This window comes from Amycolatopsis sp. NPDC114503, assembly GCF_055633655.1.
The window spans coordinates 281,374-297,763 of record NZ_JBVKDT010000007.1 but is presented as its reverse complement, the minus strand read 5'-3'; the positions used below and the strand labels follow the sequence as shown (position 1 = coordinate 297,763).

The following is a 16,390-nucleotide window of genomic DNA, read 5'->3' as shown; positions in this document are numbered from 1 at the left end:
GCGAGGTTTCTTCCCGCGCACCCGCGCACCCGCGCACCCGCGCACCGAGACCACCTACCCCGCCGCGCAACTCGCGATCAACCCGTCGCCACCACGGCGTGATCGTCCCGGACGCTGCCACGCGACGGCGGAGCAACCAAGCCCGCGCGCAACTCGCTCAGCTCTCGAGTCCCACAATAGGGTCCCGGCTGCCGAGATCACCGATCCGACCTCGTAACTCGCGATCATCGACGACCACGAAACCCTCACCCAGCAACAGCGAAACCGCGACTGGCCAACCCCAGTAAGGAGATTCCCTGCCACCTACACCGCAACGGCGCGCCAAGACCGTGACGAGCGTCTAACCGTCCAGCTCCCGCAACAGCGTCCCCGGCCCCAGCACCCGCGCACCGAGATCACCGACCCGGCCACGCAGCTCGCGATCGGCCGTCACCACCACGACGTGATCGTCCAGACGTTGCCGAGCGGCGGCAGTCACCTCGACGATCTTCGTATCGCCGTCGGTCTCCGCCGAGACGACCTCGACGCCCGGGATCGGCTCCACTCCCCTGGCCTTGCCCTCGACCACCAGCACCACCCGAGGCCACCAGGACCAGGCCGGGCCCGCGCCGATGCCGACCAGGTCGTCGCGCAGGCCGCCCTCGGCCGGGCCGGTCAGCTGGTCGCGGAGTCGTTCCGCGGCGCCGCGGCGGTCGCGCCACCAGCCGTCCGGACGGGAGCCCATCACGTTCGCCGCGTCGACCACCAGGACCAGTTCCCGGCCCAGTTGCTCGCGCAGCACCGGCCAGGCGGTGGCGAAATCGCGGTGAAGGTCGAGCGCGGCCACCTCGTCCGGCGGGACCCAGCGCATCTCGGCGCTTTCCTCGTTCGCGACCTGGGCCTGCAACGCACTGTCGGCCAGCCCGAGCACGGTCGTGTACTGCCATTCGCCGTGGTCCAGCACCGACGCCGACATCGCGCGGAACGCCGACGCGGGGATGGCGGCTTCTTCCCACGCCTCCCGAGCAGCGGCCTCGTGCACCGTCTCGCCGACTTCGAGCGCGCCGCCGGGCAAGGCCCACGTCCCGCCGTTGTGCACCCACCACGCACGCCGCTGCAACAACACACCCCGGCGGGGATCGCACAACAACAACCCGGCCGCGCCGAACGCACCCCAGTGCTGCCTGCCGCAAGAACACCGCACAAAGCGGTTGGCGGTCATCGGCGTCACCCGTCCCAGCCTTCCACAGAACGTCGCGAGTGCCTATGCCGGTCAGAACCCGAAGACCGCTCCGGCCACGGCGGCGGGCTGCGAACCTCGCGCGCGGCGAACCCGGCGAGGGCCTGAATCAGCACAGCCCGGCAAGAGCAACAAGCACGACCCCGCGCCCGCCGGCACCCGCAAGAACCTGAATCAACGCCCGCCGGCACTGCGACGCGTCCACCGCCGACGCCCCGCGCCCATGGCCGCTCCGCCACGAGCGGAGGCCGCAAATCTGCTGTGCGAGGACAGGAGTCAGCATCTGCCAGCCCGGCAACGCACCAATCGCCCACCGGCTGCCGCAGCGCAAGCGGCGGGATCACCAACCTCGCGCACAGCAATCCCAGCCACCACCGGAACCAACACCCGCAAGCCCTACAACGTGTCCATCGCCAACGCAGCCGCCCCCACGATCGCCGTGTCGTCCCCCAGGTGCGCGGTCCGGATCCGCGCCAACGGGCGGTGCCGCGCCCCGGTGATCGCCCCGGCGTAATGCTCCCGGGCCTCGTCCATGAACAACGGCGCGGACTCCGAAACTCCCCCGCCGATCACGATGATCTCCGGGTCGAAGACGTCCGCCACCAGAGCGAGTCCCTCGCCCAGCCACTTCGCGAGCTCCGCCATGGCGCGCAAGGCGATCGGGTCGCCGTCGCGGGCTGCGCGGGCCACCCGGCGACCCGTGACCGACCCGGGGTCACCGGCGATTTCTCGCGACAGCACAGTGGAACGGCCTGGATACCGGGCGAGCAACTCGACCGCAGTCGCGGCCAAAGCTGTACCGCTGCAATACCGCTCCCAGCAGCCGTACTTCCCGCACGGGCAAGCACGCCCGTCGCGCACCACCGTGAGGTGGCCGAGTTCCGGCGCCACTCCGTGGGCGCCCCGATAGATCTCGCCGTCCAGCAGCAAACCCGCGCCGATTCCGGTGCCGAGGGCCACCAGTGCGGCCACTCCGGCCCCGCGGGCCGCGCCGAAGCGGTGTTCGGCGACAACCGCCGAGTTGACGTCGTGCTCCAGCGTCACTGATAGGCCGACCCGCTTGGCGATCCGGTCCGCCACCGGCGCGTTGCGCCAGGCGAGATGCGGCGCGAACATCACCGAGCGCCGGTCGCGGGTCACGAAACCGGCCACGGCCAGGCCGACCGCGGCGACCTCGTGGCGGTTGCGCAGGCTCTCGACGACTCCGGCGATGGCGTCTTCGAGCGCGTTCTCCTCGCTCGGCGTCCCGACGCGCGCCGTGTCGAGCAGGGAGCCGCGCTCGTCCACGACGCCGGCTCGCACGCTGGTGCCGCCGACGTCCACCCCTACGGTCAGCAATCAGTTCTCCCGCTCCGGCTGCCAGTCCGCGCGCTTGCGGACGACGATGTGCTGGACCCGCGACGACGACTCCGAAGACGACGCAGACGCGGTGGCGGCGGGCGGACGCGCGGCGGGCCGGAACCCGGGCATGTGCACGCCTTCGTCCGGCTCCCAGCGGTCCGCGAGCACCGCCCGCAGCAGCGCGACGAGCTGGGCAGCCTGTTCGAGGACCCTGGCCACGAACTCCGGCCGCTCGCCGCGCACGACGGCGACGATCGCACACAGCGGGCACCAACCGCATCCCGAAGTGCTGTCCTCCACACCGGACGCACCCTCGGCGCCCGGTTCCTCCGGAGCGCCGTGCCCGGCGGCCATGACGCCTTCCAGCCACGGCGCGGCGCGTTCGATCACCATCTCGACCAGCAGCCGGATCTCCTCGGCCAGTTTCAGGCCGTCGGCGGGAGACCCCGCCGCGTGGTCGTCGCTGTGTTCTTCGCTCACCCGGATCCCCGGTTCCCGGCCAGGCTGACCACCAGGCCGTCGGCGTCGGATTCCGCGCCGGTGATCCGGCACGGGCGCAGCGTCTCGGGCAGTGCGACCAACCGGCGGAACCCGTCGACGGTGATCGCCAGGTCATCGTCCACGCGGGCGAGGTCGACCGCCGAATCCCGGTCCAGCGGGAGCGCGACCCGCAGCCGGAAGCCGTCTCCGTCGGCAGCGACGGACAACAGCGGCGTGACCGGTTTTCCGTTGCCGGACAACGGATCCCGGCTGCCGTACAGCTCGCGGGCCAGTTCGGCGAGCGCGTCGGCGCCCACCGGTTCGCTCGCCCGGTGCTCGACGCGGGCCAGCTCGTCGGGGCCGAAACCGGCCTCGGCCAGTTCCGCCAGAACCGCGTCCTGCTGATCCCGCCGGGTGCGCAGCCACTTGGCCGCCGAACCGCGCCAGAATCCGGGCGCGGGCATCAGCCGGTTGGCGATCAGGCCGTCGACCGCGATGCCGCGCAGCGCCAGCGACGTGAGCGTCCGGCGGGCCTCGGCGACCACCACTCGTTCCGGCGTGAGCACCAGCCGCACAGTCGTCACGCGCGGGTCGGTGAGCAATTCGCGGAGCGCGTCGAGGTGTGCGCCGAGCTGCCGGACCGACGCCGCGACGCGCCGGTTGCCGAAGACCCGCCCCAGGTAGCCCGACACGGCTTCCGGCAGCGAAAGCAAGCGCAGCGTTTCAGCGGTCGGACCGCAGTCGACCACCACGGTGTCCCACGGACCCTGCGAAGCCAGCCGCCGTACTTCGCTCAGTGCGAGCAGCTCGTCCACGCCGGGAAGCACGGTCAGCTCTTCCGCGTCCAGGATGTCCAGACCGGCTCCGGCCAGCACCTTCCGCAGCTCGCCGCGCAACTCGTGCCAGGTGCGGTCGGCCAGCGCCCGGGAGTCCACCTGCGCCGCCCACAGACCGGCTGGGGCGCCGTCGCGGCGGATGTCCACTTCGGAGGGTTCGGCGCCGAGCGGCGTGCCGAACGCGTCGCCGAGCGAATGCGCCGGGTCGGTGGACACGACGAGCGTCTTCCTGCCGCGGCCGGCGAGCGCGGCAGCGGTAGCCGCGGCGAGCGTCGTTTTCCCGACACCCCCCTTGCCGGTGAACAGCAGGATGCGCATCTAGCCCTCGGCCCTGCGCTTGAGCTCCTTGAGCGCGGTGTCCATGACCATCTTCTCCGCCTTGCGCCGCAGCAGCCCGATCATCGGCAACGCCAGCTCGACCGACAGCGTGTAGGTGACGCGGGTGCGCCCGCCGCCGAGCGGTTCGAGCGCGTACCGGCCGTTCTGCGCCTTCTGCATCTGGCCCTTGACCAGGTGCCAGCTGACGCCGAGACCGGAATCGTCCCAGTCGTACTCGAGCGTGTACACGTCCTTGATCGGCCCGGCGTCGAGGGTGAGCTTCACCTGCTTCGCGCGGCCCGCGTCGTCGGTCGCGAGCACCTCGGTCTCGCGGACCGCCTTGGCCCACTCCGGGTACGCGGGGAAATCGGAGATCACCGACATCACCCGCGCGGGCTCGGCGTCGACCTCGATGGACTGCGTGGACTGCTCGGCCATGGGACGAAGCGTAGCCGGACAGCACAGTCACCAGCGCAGCACGTACGGCTGCCCGGTCTCCTTGAAGTGACCTACGTTACGGCACTCGGTGTGCCCGACCCGGCGCCGCACGGCCAGCGGCTGGTGCACGTGCCCGAACACCGACCAGCGCGGACGCTGCCGCAGGATCAAGTCCAGCAGCGCCTTCGAACCGAGTTCGGCGCGTCGCGCGACCACGTCGTAGGTCAGTTCGGGCACCGCGGGCGGGATGTGCGTGCACAGGACGTCGACCTCGTCCAGCAGGGAAACCGCCGCGTCGAACTCCTCGCGCGCCCGCAGGTACGGCCGCCACGCCGCACCCTTGCGCGGACGCGGGAGCACGCCGTCGGGCAGCACCGCGCCGCCCGCGAAGCCGAACCGCAGCCCGCCGATCGTGACGACCTCGCCGTCGACCAGGTGGACGCCTTCCCCCGCGAACTCCGGCCAGGCCGACGGCGCGTCGACATTGCCGGGGATCGCGTAGGTCGGCGCGGTCATCGAGGCGAAAAGCGTGGAGTACTGCTCCCGGACCGCTTCGTCGACCGCGGCGGCCGGGTCGTCCAGGGTGGCCCACAGCGTGCGCGAGTAGGCGACCGTCTCGTCCCTGGTGCCTTCGCGGCGCAGGCGGGCGAATTCGCCGACTTTCTCCGCGCCGAACAGCACGCCCATGATGCCTTTGTCGTGGTCGTGGTAGTCGACGAAATCGAGCAGGTCGCCGAGCACGACCAGCGCGTCCGCCCCGTCCCCCGCCCGCTTCAGCGCGTCGGCGTTGCCGTGCACGTCCGAAACGACGTGAACCCGCACAAGAGCCTCCTACTCGACGGTCCGGGGCGGAATCCCCGGCTCGCGCCCGTCCTCGAGGATCTCCTTCAGCCCCAGCGCCACGTCCTTCGCCGCGCGCGCCCGCCGGTCGAACTCGCGGCGCAGTTCGCGCGGGCTCAGCTCGCGCGGGACGCCGCCGGGACCGGCCGGCGTGGCCCGGAGGAAGTAGTGCAGCACGGTGCCGTCGAGAACAGGTTCCAGCCAGACCTCCATGGTACCGATCAAGGCGCCCGTGACGGTCCAGCGCAGGCCCTTGTCCCCCCGGTCGGTGTAGACCTGCAACTCCAGGTCGGGCCAGTACCGCCGCCACGAACGCGGGTCGGCGAACGCCGCCGCGACGGTGGACGGGGGCACCACGAGGAAGGTCTCGTCTACGAGATCGAGTGCTGGCGGTTCGTGCACCCGGACACGATGTCACGACCTCGCCGCGCGCCCCGTGCCAGCATGGTCTTAAGGTCTACGGCACGCTAAGTTGACTGGCGGGTAACCGCACGCGTCGAACACGGAGGTCCGAGTGCGCGAATACAGCGCCCCCGCCGGGAAGCCGGTGACCGACGACGAGAATCTGGCCGATGTCGTCTGGGCGAACGCGGAGCGGTTCTCCGACGTGGTCAGCTTCCGGAGGCAGGTCGAGGGCACCTGGCTCGACGTCACCGCGAAGGACTTCGCCGACCAGGTCGCCGCCGTGGCCAAGGGCTTGATCGCGGCGGGCGTCGGGCACGGCGACCGCGTCGCGCTGATGTCGAAGACCCGCTACGAGTGGACGCTGATCGACTTCGCGATCTGGGCCGCGGGCGCGGTCACGGTCCCGATCTACGAAACCTCGTCGCCCGAACAGGTGTACTGGATCCTTTCCGACTCGGCCGCCAAGGCCGTCGTCGTGGAGACCGGCGAGCACGGGAAAGCGATCGACGAGATCAGCGGGCGGCTCAGCACGCTCGAGCACACCTGGCAGATCGAGGGCGGCTCCCCCGCGGTCGACGAGCTGACCGCGCTGGGCGCCGAGGTCTCCGACGAGGACCTGCACACCCGCCGCCGCGGCGTGACCGCGAACGAGACGGCCACCATCGTCTACACCTCGGGCACCACCGGGCGGCCCAAGGGCGTCGAGCTGACCCACCGGAACCTGCTCGCCGAGATCCGGGCGGACATCGAGGCCTTCCCGGAGCTGATGGAGCAGGGCAACTCGCTGCTGTGCTTCCTGCCGCTGGCGCACATCCTCGCCCGCGCGATCGCGATCACCGCGCTCACCGCCCGGGTCACGCTCGGCCACACGCCGGACGTGAAGAACCTGGTCCCGGACCTCGGCACCTTCCGGCCGACGTTCGTGGTCGCCGTGCCGCGCGTGTTCGAGAAGGTCTACAACACCGCCAAGCAGAAGGCGCACGCCGACGGCAAGGGCAAGATCTTCGACGCCGCCGAGGCCACCGCGGTCGCGTACAGCGAGGCGCAGGAAAAGGGTGGTGCCGGGCTCGGCCTGCGCGCGAAGCACCTGGTGTTCGACAAGCTGGTGTACGGCAAGCTCCGCGCCGCGTTGGGCGGCCGTTGCATCGCCGCGGTGTCCGGAGGGGCCCCGCTGGGCGCGCGGCTGGCGCACTTCTTCCGCGGCATCGGCGTGCCGGTGTTCGAGGGCTACGGCCTCACCGAAACGTCCGCCGCGGCGAACGTGAACACCAGCGCGGCGTTCCGCGTCGGCACCGTCGGGCGTCCGGTCGCGGGCACCTCGGTGCGCATCGCGGAGGACGGCGAAGTCCTTTTGAAGGGCGACGTCGTGTTCGGCCGGTACTACAACAACCCGGAGGCGAGCGCGGAAGCCCTCACCGACGGCTGGTTCCACACCGGCGACCTCGGCGAGCTGGACTCCGAGGGCTTCCTCAAGATCACCGGCCGCAAGAAGGAGATCATCGTGACGGCGGGCGGCAAGAACGTCGCCCCGTCCGGCCTCGAGGACACCATCAAGGCCGCGCCGCTGGTGAGCCAGGTGATGGTGGTCGGCGACCAGCGCCCGTTCATCGCCGCGCTGGTGACCGTCGACGAGGAGTACTTCCCGGCCTGGAAGTCCCAGCACGGCAAGCCCGCCGAGGCGACGGTGTCCGAACTCGCCGAGGACGCGGACCTGCGCGCGGAGATCCAGGCGGCGGTCGACGAGGCGAACAAGCAGGTGTCGCACGCGGAGTCGATCAAGAAGTTCACCGTGCTGGCCAACGACTTCACCGAGGCGGGCGGCGAGATCACGCCGAGCTTGAAGCTGAAGCGCAACGTGGTGAACAAGAACTACGCCTCCGACATCGAGGCGCTGTACCGGAAGTAGCCCTAGTACCGCGAAAACGGGCCCGCACCGATTTCCGGTGCGGGCCCGTTTTCGTCCGTCACTCCGCTTCTTGCCCTGCCCGCTCGGCGTCCTTGCGCCGCGAGGAGAAGTACTCGTCGGCGAAGTTCTTCTTGATCTGGTCGGCTTTGTCCGCGTACCGCGGGTCCTCCAGCGTTTCCTTGAGTTCGTCGAACACCTTCTTGGAATTGGCCCGCTGCTCCGGGGGCAGGTGGTCCAGGTCGGCTTCGACGTCCTTCCAGGTGCGCTTGTTCTCGCGCAGGTGGTCGCCCGGCACGCGGTCGTGCATGTAGTCGTGCCGGGGATCCTTGTTCAGCAGGTTCTCGTTCTTCAGCACGTTGTCGTATTCGAGAATCGTGTTCTGGGTGTTGCCGCCGTGATTGCCGTGGAGCTTGTCCTGCTTCAGGTGGCCCATCTCGTGCCCGAGCACGTCGGCCGGATTCCTGGCGTCGACCCCGTGGTGGATCTTGGGGTCGAGGAAGAGGATCTCGCTCTGGTGGTTGTAGGACCCGCTGCCCTGCATGTCGATCATGTGCCCGACCCGGCCGTCGGCGAGTCCCTCCTTCTCCAGATCCTCCCGGGAAATGCCCATCAGGTCGTGGAAGGGCTTCTCCCGGTCCGCGGGCGACAGGTTCAACTGCTGGTCCTCGCGCAGCGCGCTCGCCTGGTCGGTCAGCTTGAGGTCGCTGTTCTTGTCCACGGAGACGATCTTGGGTTTGTCCAGCCGTTCCAGGTTTTCCAGGTACTTCGGGTTCTCGATGCCGTGGTCCTTCTTCAGCCGGTCCTTCAGCGCGTCGACCTCTTTCAGGTGCGCCGGGTCCTTGACGTCCTTGAGATCGTCGACGCCGAACTTCTGCTTCAGGTCCTTCAGATCCTTCATCCCCGGCGCGTCGTCGAAACCCATCTTCTCCTTGACCTGGTCGACCTTTCCGCCCAGCTTTTCCTTGGCGGACAGGTCTTCCCAGTTCTTGGTGTCGGGCAGTTCCTTCCGCTTCGACGGACCGCCGCCGCCCGGCGGACGGCTGCCGGCCGGCCGGAGATTGCCGCCCGGGGGCCGCAGCGGGGGCGGGCCGGGAGGAGGCGGCGGGCCGGGAGGCGGAGGAGCCGCCGGGGGTCCGCCGGGAGCTTTGCCCGGCGGCGGAGGAGGCGGCGGCGGTGGCGGAGGCGCGGACGACGCCGTGGTCGTCTCCGGAGTCGGTTCCCTCGGCGGCGGCGTCGGCTCGCGCGGCGGCGGGGTGGGTTCGCGCGGCGGTGCCGAGGACGGGTTGGTCTCCTGCACGTGCCCGGCGTTGTTCCCGCCGCCCGGGGTTTCGTTCGGGCGCGCTTCGTCGTCCGGGCCGGACTTCTGCCTGCCCAGGCAGTTGCCCAGACCCAGCGGGTCGGCGTCGGCGAGCGGGTTGGGCACGTAGGAGGCCGGGTTCGGGGCCGGGGCGAGGCCGAGCGGGTCCTGGCTCAGGTAGCGTCCGGTGCCGGGGTCGTAGTAGCGGAAAACGTTGTAGTGCAAGCCAGTCTCGTCGTCCGCGTACTGGCCGGGGAACCGCAACGGGGTGCTGCCCGGGCGGGTGCGGCCCCACAGCGAACCGGACGCGCGCCAGGCGACCGTGCCGTAGGCGTCCACCAGCCCCACCGGAGTGCCGACCGGATCGGTGACGAACGAGAAGAACCGGGCGCTGCGGCCCAGCAACTCAGTCTGCGTCACCGGGCGCACGGTGCCGGGCAGGTGGTCCCACGTCAGCGTGAGCGGGGCGGACCCGGCCAGCCGGTGTTCCTGTTCGACCAGGAGCTGCCCGCTCCACGAGAACCGGGTTTCCTCGGCCGGTTCCTCCGCGCCGGGAAGCCAGCGTTGTTTGGCGATGCGGCGGCCCAGCGGGTCGTACCGGTAGCGCCATTCCGCGCCGTCCGGGGTTTCCACTGCCAGCAAACGATCCTGCGCGTCCCAGCGGTAGGTCCAGGTGCGCGAGTTCTCGTGGCGGGCGACGAGACGTCCCTGTCGATCGTGGACGTACCGCACCGAACCGGCTGCGGTGAGCCGGTTTCCGGTGTAGCCGCGCGAACCGGAGTCCGCTTCGGCGAACGGCAGCTGCGCGTGCCGGATATTGCCGGACGGGTCGTACTGATAGCTCTCCTGGCCGTCTCGCCGGGCCACCGCGGTGACGCGGCCGACTGCGTCGAGCTGGTATCGCGTGGAGCCGGACAGCGTGTCGTCCACGCCGACCAGATGGCCGTCCGGGCGGTAGTGGTACTCGCGCCGCTGCCGGATCTGGCTGCCGGCGGCCAAAGTCTGCGCGACCAGCTGGTGTTCGGCGTCGAAAGCCTGTGCCAGCACGGTGTTTCCGCCCAGCACGCGTTCGACCTCGTGGCCCGCTTCGTCGTGCCGGAAAAGCACTTCGTGCCCGGCGGTCGACAGCGCGACTGCCTTCCCGGCGTCGTCGAAACTCCACTCGCTGACCGAACCGGACGGAGTGGTGCGGCGCATTCCGGACGGCTCGTGGGCGTACGAAACCGCGCGTCCGTCGACCGATTCCCGGACTACCCGACCGTCCTCGTCGCGCTCGATCTCCAGCACGCACGAACCCTCGGTGGCCCGCGCGAGGAAGCCGACGGGGTCGTACTCGTAGCGGATGGCGCCGCTGTCCGTGCGACGCTCGATCACGTTGCCGAGCGCGTCGTAGCGGTATTCGGTGACCGCGCCCAGCCCGTCGACCGACTGCACGAGCTGGCCTGCCGCGTCGTAGGCGAACTGCCGCTCGCGACCGTCGAAGTCGCTTTCCGCGATCAGCCTGCCTTCGGCGTCGTAGGTGTAGTTCCAGGTCAGGCCTGCCGGATCGGTGATCCGGACTAGCCGCAGTTCGGTGTCGTACTCGTACGAGGTGCGGGCCCCGGTGGCGTCGATCTTCGCGACCGGCAGGTCGAAGGGGCCGTATTCGAAACGGGCGTCCGTGCGTTCCACGAGGTTTCCCTCGGCGTCGTAACGCCATTCCTCGTGTCGCCCGGACGGTCCGGTCCGGCTGGCCTGGCTCCCGTCGACCGTCCAGCCGAAGCGGGTGCCGTCGGCCACCACGCGCGGGCGGCCGAACTGGTCGCGCTCCACCGGGTCCGGCTCGGCGCGAGGCGGCTCTCCCCCGGTCAGCTGGCGGTCCTGAGCGAACCCGGTCGGCGCGATCCCGGCCTGCGCGGTGAACAGATCCGGCGCGGTGCCCGGCGGGTAGACGCGCCGCCAAACGCGTTCTGCGGTCTCGACAGTGACGGTCAGCGTGCCGTCGGCCGCGGAGCTGACCTGCGCGCGGCTGCCGTCCGGGCGGACGATCGCGGTCAGCAGACCCTCGTCGGTGTACTCGAAGCCGGTGGTGCGGCCGAGCGGGTCGGTGCGCGACAGCAGCCGGTCGTAACGGTCCCATGTGGACACTGTGATCGCGCCGAGCGGGCTGATTTCCCGGGTCAGCTGCGAGGTTTCGGTGAAGTGGAATTCCGTGACGTGACCGAGAGCGTTGGTGTAGCGGGTGATCCGCTGCTCGGGGTCGTAAGCGAACTCGCTGTCGTAGACGCCCCGGTCGCCGACCGTGCGGACGCAGCGGCCGTCGGCGTCGTAGATGTAGCGGAACCAGATCCCGTTGCGGTCCTGCCAGCCGGTGATCCGGCCGTCGGCGTCGTAGTCGTACTGCGTGGCCAGGCCCGAGGAATTGAAGACCCGCGCCAGCCTGCCCCGGTCGTCGTAGCCGAAGCTGCGGACCAGCACGGGTTCCTGTCCCTCGCCGAGCACCCGGATCGCGGTGACGCGGCCCGCCTCGGCGTCGAGTGCCACGCGGTAGCCCGCCGAGTGCCGGATCAGCCGGGGAGCGCCTCGGTCGTCGTACTCGACGTCCATCCGGTCGCCTGCCGCGTCAGTCGCGCTCAGCAGCGGGAAGACGCCGCCGCGGCCAGGGCCGAAGCGCAATTCCGTGCCGTTGACCGGATCCACGAGCAGATATCCGTCGCCGGTCGCGGTGAGCGGACGGCGCGGGCCTTCCAGCGGCAGCACCGGCTCGCCGGCGCCGACGCGCGGGTACACCAGGATCCGGCCGTCCGCGGCGTAGAACCGGACGGTTTCGGAATCGGCTTCGAGGCGCTGGTCCACCGTCGACGTCCAGTTCGGGCCGAACCAGCGGCCGGACCGGTACGACGAGACATGCAGCCGTTCGAGCACCAGCGGGCTCGGCAGTTCGAGGTCGGTCTGCTCGACCACCACGGTGCCGCGCACGACGTCGACCGGGTCGCCCTCGAACCGGCACTCGTCGGTGCCGTTGCGGGTTTCCTTGGCCGACGGGACGTCGCCGTCGCCGGGCCTGGGGTCGCCGGATCGCTCCCCGCCCTGCGGAGGCCCGTCCTCCCGGGGCGGCGGAACGTGGTCGCCCTGCGGTTTGGTCTCGTCCTTGGGCGGCGGGGAATGGTCGCCTCGCGGCTGGGTCTCGTCCTTCGGCGGCCCGGAGTGATCGCCCGAGGCGGTGGTCGAATCCCCGCCCTTTTCGTTCTCCGGCTTGGGCTCCGGTTTAGGCTCTGACTTCGGCTTCGTCTCGAGGTTCTTCGGCGCGCCCGACGGCTTGGCCTTGCCGCCCTTGATGCCCTTCAACGCTTTCGCGGCGTCCTCGAACAGGACGCCCGCCTTCTTCAGCAACGGCATCAGCGCCTTGAGCGCGGAGACCAGCTGCTTGGTGATCTTGGCCAGCTGCGCGGCGGTCTTGGCGACGGCGCCGACCACCTGCGGCAGCACCCACGCCATCCCGATCCCGGCGGTGAACAGCACCTGCAGCGCCCAGCTGATCAGGTGCCCGACGAGCTGCGCGATGATGTCGCGCACCAGCATCCGGACAGCCGCGACGACCTCGCCCGCGGTCTTCACCCCGGACGCCGCGCCCTCGGTGCCCTTCTGCGCCGCGCCGAGCAGGTTCGCGACGTCCTTCGTCCGCTCGCGGTAGGAGTCGGCCGCTTCGCCGGTCCAGCTCTGCAGGTCCTTCTCGACGCAGGCGGTCAGATCCTTGCCGATGCTCTCGAGCTCTTTGGCGACGTTCTGCCACGTCTCGGCCTGCGCTTTGATCTCGTCGGCCTTGCCGGTCAGCGCCTCCAGCGCCTGCTTCAGCGGCCCGACGTGCTCGATCAGCCAGCCGACGCCCGCCGCCAGGATCGACCCGAACGGGTCCATCGCGGTCGACAGCACGTCCAGCGCGACCCCGACCGCCCCCATCGCGATCGACGCCCAGTCGCCGGATTCGATGCCGGACTTCACCATCTCGCCCGATTCGAGCAGCGTGATGCCCGAATACGCCTTGGTCGAGTCCTTCGTCTCCGCGATCAACGGGTTGCTCACACGGAGAACGCTATCCGGGACGGCGAGGGCGTTTTCCGGCCTCGCACGCTAGTTGCCCGTGCATCCACGAAACAGCTGGACGCACGGGCAAGCCTGTCGTGGGGCTCAGGCCTGCGGGGGCTGAGCCTGGTACTGCTGCTGCGGTGCCTGCGCGTACTGCTGCTGCGGGGCGGCCTGCTGCTGCGGAGCCTGCTGCTGCGGCTGCTGCTGGGCACCGTCCGGGACCACGTACACCGCGGTGCCGTACGCGGCGATTTCGCTGGCGGTGCCGGCGATCTCGTTGCAGTCGAAGCGCAGCGCGAGCACGGCGTTCGCCCCGTGCTGCATGGCTTCCTGGCACAGCCGGAAGAGGGCTTCGTGGCGCGAGTCGGACAGCAGCTTCGTGAGGCCCTTGAGCTCGCCGCCTCCCATCGCCTTGAACCCCGACCCGATGTTGGAGAACATGTTGCGGCTGCGGACAGTGAGCCCGAAGACCTCGCCGAACACGCGGACCACGCGGTACCCGGGCAGATCGTTCATCGTGGACAGCAGGATCGGAAACTGCGGCTGCTGCTGTTGCGGTGGCGCGGCTTGAGTCATGCGCGGATCGTATCGTCGGCGACGCGCTCACGCTGTGATTCGCGCACTCCAGTCCAGATGATGCCGGTATGCCCAGCCTCGCTCGCCGCCGACGTCCTTGCCCGCGCTGGCCGCCACGAGTTTCTCGACCCGGGCACGGCGCAGCCGTTCGTAGGCGGCGAACGCGGCGGGCGCGTCCGGCAGGTCGCGCAGGCATTGGCCGAGCACTACCGCGTCTTCCAGCGCCATCGACGCACCTTGTCCCGCCGCTGGCGACGCCGCGTGTGCGGCGTCCCCGGCCAGGACCATCGACGACGTGGACCACACGCGGGTGGTGGGCAGGTCGTAGGAGTGGCCGCCGTGCACGTCGTCGCCGGTCGCGGCCACGATCTCGGCACACGGCAGCGGGTCGTCCGCGAAGGCGGCGTGGGCGAACTCACGCCAGCCTTCCGGGGTGACCGCGGCGATTTCGGCGCGCGTGCGTTCCGTGTCGGGGACGCGGGCGAACCAGAACGTCGCGCCGTCCGGGTCGGTGGTGCAGCCGAAGGCGGCGCGGCTGCCGCGGAACATCCGGTAGATGCCGGGCGCGGCGGGAAGTCCTTCGGCGCGGGTGTAGCCGTAGACCACGGTCAAGCCGGTGAAGCGCGGCGGCTCGGCCCGCGGGTCGATGAGCGTGCGGACGACGGAATGCAGGCCGTCCGCGCCGACGAGCACATCGCCGGACTCGGTGGTGCCGTCCTGGAAAGTCGCGGTGACGCCCTCGGCGGCGGAGACCAGACGTTTGCCGTGGACTATCTGGATGCCCCGGCGTTCCGCTTCCTGTTGCAGCGCACGGTAAAGCGCGGCGCGGGTGAGGGTGCGCGGGCCGTCGAGTTCGCGGTCGAAGTCGTGCGCGCCGAGCGTGGTTCCGTCCGGGCCGAAGACTTCCATGCCGGTCGAGGCGAAGGACGCGTCGATCACCGGGGTGTCGGCGTCGATCGCGCGCAACGCGTTCATGCCGTTGTGCATCACCACGAGGAACGCGCCCGCGTCCGCTCCCCCGCTGGGGTGCGCCTCGAACACGACCGGCTCGTGCCCGGCCAGTTGCAGCGCCATCGCCGTGACCGTGCCCGCGACTCCGCCGCCTGCGATCAAAACCCGCATCGCGCCCCCCTGGATACGACCGTGCCGCCGCCACCGTAGCGGGTGGCGGCGGCACGGAACCTGCTGCCAGGAACTTAAGTGCCTGCCCAGACCGACGATGCCCCGAGCCGGGACGCCGGGTTTGCGGTCTGTGAGGGGAACCCTGAGGGAATCAGATTCCCTCAGGGTTCCCCTCACAGACCTTAAGAAACGGTCACACGACCATCAATCGGGCATTTCGCCACCGCCGACGTCCTTTATGGACAGTCAGCGGGGCCGAAGTCCTGGAACCAGAGATCAGGCGCGCTGCGCGACCGCGAGCCGGACGCAGACGGCGAGGGCGCGGACGGCCTCCTCCACCTCGGCCAGCTCGGGGAAGGTCGGCGCGATGCGGATGACCGCGTCGGCCGGGTCGTCGCCGTGCGGGTGGGTGGCCCCGGCCGGGGTCAGCGCGACGCCCGCCTCCTTGGCCAGCCGCACGACCTCCTTCGCGGTGCCCTCGGGCACGGTCAGCGAGACGAAGTAGCCGCCGGTCGGCTTGGTCCAGGTCGCCAGGTCGCTCAGTTCCTCGGAGAGGATGCGCTCGACGGCGGCGAACTTGGGCGCGATCACCTCGGCGTGCTTGCGCATGAGCGCGCGGACTCCGTCGGCGTCCTTGAGGAACATCGCGTGGCGCAGCTGGTTGACCTTGTCCGGGCCGATGGTGCGCTTGCTGAGCACGCTCTGCCACCAGGCGAGGTTGGCCTCGGACGCGCCGAAGAACCCGACGCCTGCCCCGGCGAAGGTGATCTTCGAGGTGGAGCCGAACACGAACGCGCGGTCCGGGTTCCCGGCCTCGGCGCACAGCGCGAGGATGTCGGCCAGCTCCGGCTCGTCGTCGGTGAGGTGGTGCACCGCGTAGGCGTTGTCCCAGATGATCCGGAAGTCCGGCGCGGCGGCCGGCATCGCGGCGAGCCGTCCGGCGACCTCGGCGCTGAAGGTGACGCCGGTCGGGTTGGAGTACTTCGGCACGCACCAGATGCCCTTGACCGCGGCGTCCTCGGCGACGAGCCGCTCGACGACGTCCATGTCCGGACCGGTCTCGGTCATCGGCACCGGGATCAGCTCGATGCCGAACCGCTCGGCGAGCGCGAAGTGCCGGTCGTAGCCGGGCACCGGGCACAGCATCGCGATCCGGGGCTCGTCGGCCCAGCGGCGCGCGGCGCCCGGCAGGGTGCTGAGCATCGCCTGGGCGATGGTGTCGTGCATCAGCTCCAGGCTGGAGTTGCCCGCGGCGAACAGCTGCTCGACGGGCACCTGCAGCGCGTCGGCGAAAATGCGGCGCAGCTCCGGCAGCCCCTTGAGCCCGCCGTAGTTGCGGGTGTCGGTGCCGTCCTCGGCCTTGTACTGGCCGTTCGGCAGCGTCAGGAGATCTGCGGAGAGGTCGAGCTGCCGGGGCGACGGCTTGCCGCGGGTGATGTCCAGGGACAGGCCGCGCTCGACCAGCGCAGCGTAGTCGCGACGGGCAGTGTCGACGTCGACAGGAGCTGTGGTCATACCACCACGCTAAACCGCTCGCGCAAGCCAGT

The 16,390-nt window shown here is 70.5% G+C and carries 12 protein-coding genes; 1 reads left to right on the top strand and 11 read right to left on the bottom strand.

What is annotated here, in order from left to right:
- Positions 1 to 340: 340 nt before the first annotated feature.
- From ACZ7OI_RS29565 to ACZ7OI_RS29535, 7 genes are all read right to left on the bottom strand, one after another.
- Entirely contained in the window at positions 341 to 1,210 is an 870-nt protein-coding gene (locus ACZ7OI_RS29565) for an NUDIX domain-containing protein (protein WP_470267406.1), read from the bottom strand.
- Between the two features lie 405 nt (positions 1,211 to 1,615).
- Positions 1,616 to 2,542, bottom strand: a complete 927-nt coding sequence (locus tag ACZ7OI_RS29560) for an ROK family protein (protein ID WP_470267630.1) — start codon at positions 2,540 to 2,542, stop codon at positions 1,616 to 1,618.
- Positions 2,543 to 2,557: 15 nt separating this feature from the next.
- Positions 2,558 to 2,953 carry a hypothetical protein gene (locus tag ACZ7OI_RS29555; RefSeq protein WP_470267629.1) on the bottom strand — a complete coding sequence of 132 codons (396 nt, stop codon included), beginning with the start codon at positions 2,951 to 2,953 and terminating at the stop codon, positions 2,558 to 2,560.
- Positions 2,954 to 3,036: 83 nt separating this feature from the next.
- Positions 3,037 to 4,194, bottom strand: coding sequence for an ArsA family ATPase (locus ACZ7OI_RS29550; protein WP_470267405.1), 1,158 nt, complete (start codon positions 4,192 to 4,194; stop codon positions 3,037 to 3,039).
- Complete coding sequence (locus tag ACZ7OI_RS29545) at positions 4,195 to 4,632, bottom strand: SRPBCC family protein (RefSeq protein ID WP_037809841.1); 438 nt, start codon at positions 4,630 to 4,632, stop codon at positions 4,195 to 4,197.
- A gap of 27 nt (positions 4,633 to 4,659) precedes the next feature.
- Complete coding sequence (locus tag ACZ7OI_RS29540) at positions 4,660 to 5,454, bottom strand: metallophosphoesterase family protein (RefSeq protein WP_470267404.1); 795 nt, start codon at positions 5,452 to 5,454, stop codon at positions 4,660 to 4,662.
- A gap of 9 nt (positions 5,455 to 5,463) precedes the next feature.
- Positions 5,464 to 5,874 (bottom strand): polyketide cyclase / dehydrase and lipid transport, encoded by a 411-nt coding sequence (locus tag ACZ7OI_RS29535; protein WP_470267403.1) that lies wholly within the window; start codon positions 5,872 to 5,874, stop codon positions 5,464 to 5,466.
- A gap of 112 nt (positions 5,875 to 5,986) precedes the next feature.
- Between ACZ7OI_RS29535 and ACZ7OI_RS29530 the strand changes: the two genes are divergently transcribed.
- A complete protein-coding gene (locus ACZ7OI_RS29530) occupies positions 5,987 to 7,783 on the top strand; it encodes an AMP-dependent synthetase/ligase (protein ID WP_470267402.1) in 1,797 nt (598 codons plus the stop codon).
- Between the two features lie 58 nt (positions 7,784 to 7,841).
- Here the strand turns inward: ACZ7OI_RS29530 and ACZ7OI_RS29525 are convergent, their stop codons facing one another.
- From ACZ7OI_RS29525 to ACZ7OI_RS29510, 4 genes are all read right to left on the bottom strand, one after another.
- Positions 7,842 to 13,142, bottom strand: a complete 5,301-nt coding sequence (locus ACZ7OI_RS29525) for an RHS repeat-associated core domain-containing protein (protein WP_470267401.1) — start codon at positions 13,140 to 13,142, stop codon at positions 7,842 to 7,844.
- A gap of 105 nt (positions 13,143 to 13,247) precedes the next feature.
- Positions 13,248 to 13,721, bottom strand: a complete 474-nt coding sequence (locus tag ACZ7OI_RS29520; RefSeq protein WP_470267400.1) for a YbjQ family protein — start codon at positions 13,719 to 13,721, stop codon at positions 13,248 to 13,250.
- Between the two features lie 27 nt (positions 13,722 to 13,748).
- Positions 13,749 to 14,843 (bottom strand): FAD-dependent monooxygenase, encoded by a 1,095-nt coding sequence (locus ACZ7OI_RS29515; RefSeq protein ID WP_470267399.1) that lies wholly within the window; start codon positions 14,841 to 14,843, stop codon positions 13,749 to 13,751.
- 276 nt (positions 14,844 to 15,119) lie between these two features.
- Entirely contained in the window at positions 15,120 to 16,358 is a 1,239-nt protein-coding gene (locus ACZ7OI_RS29510) for an aspartate aminotransferase type Ic (RefSeq protein WP_470267398.1), read from the bottom strand.
- Positions 16,359 to 16,390: the final 32 nt, after the last annotated feature.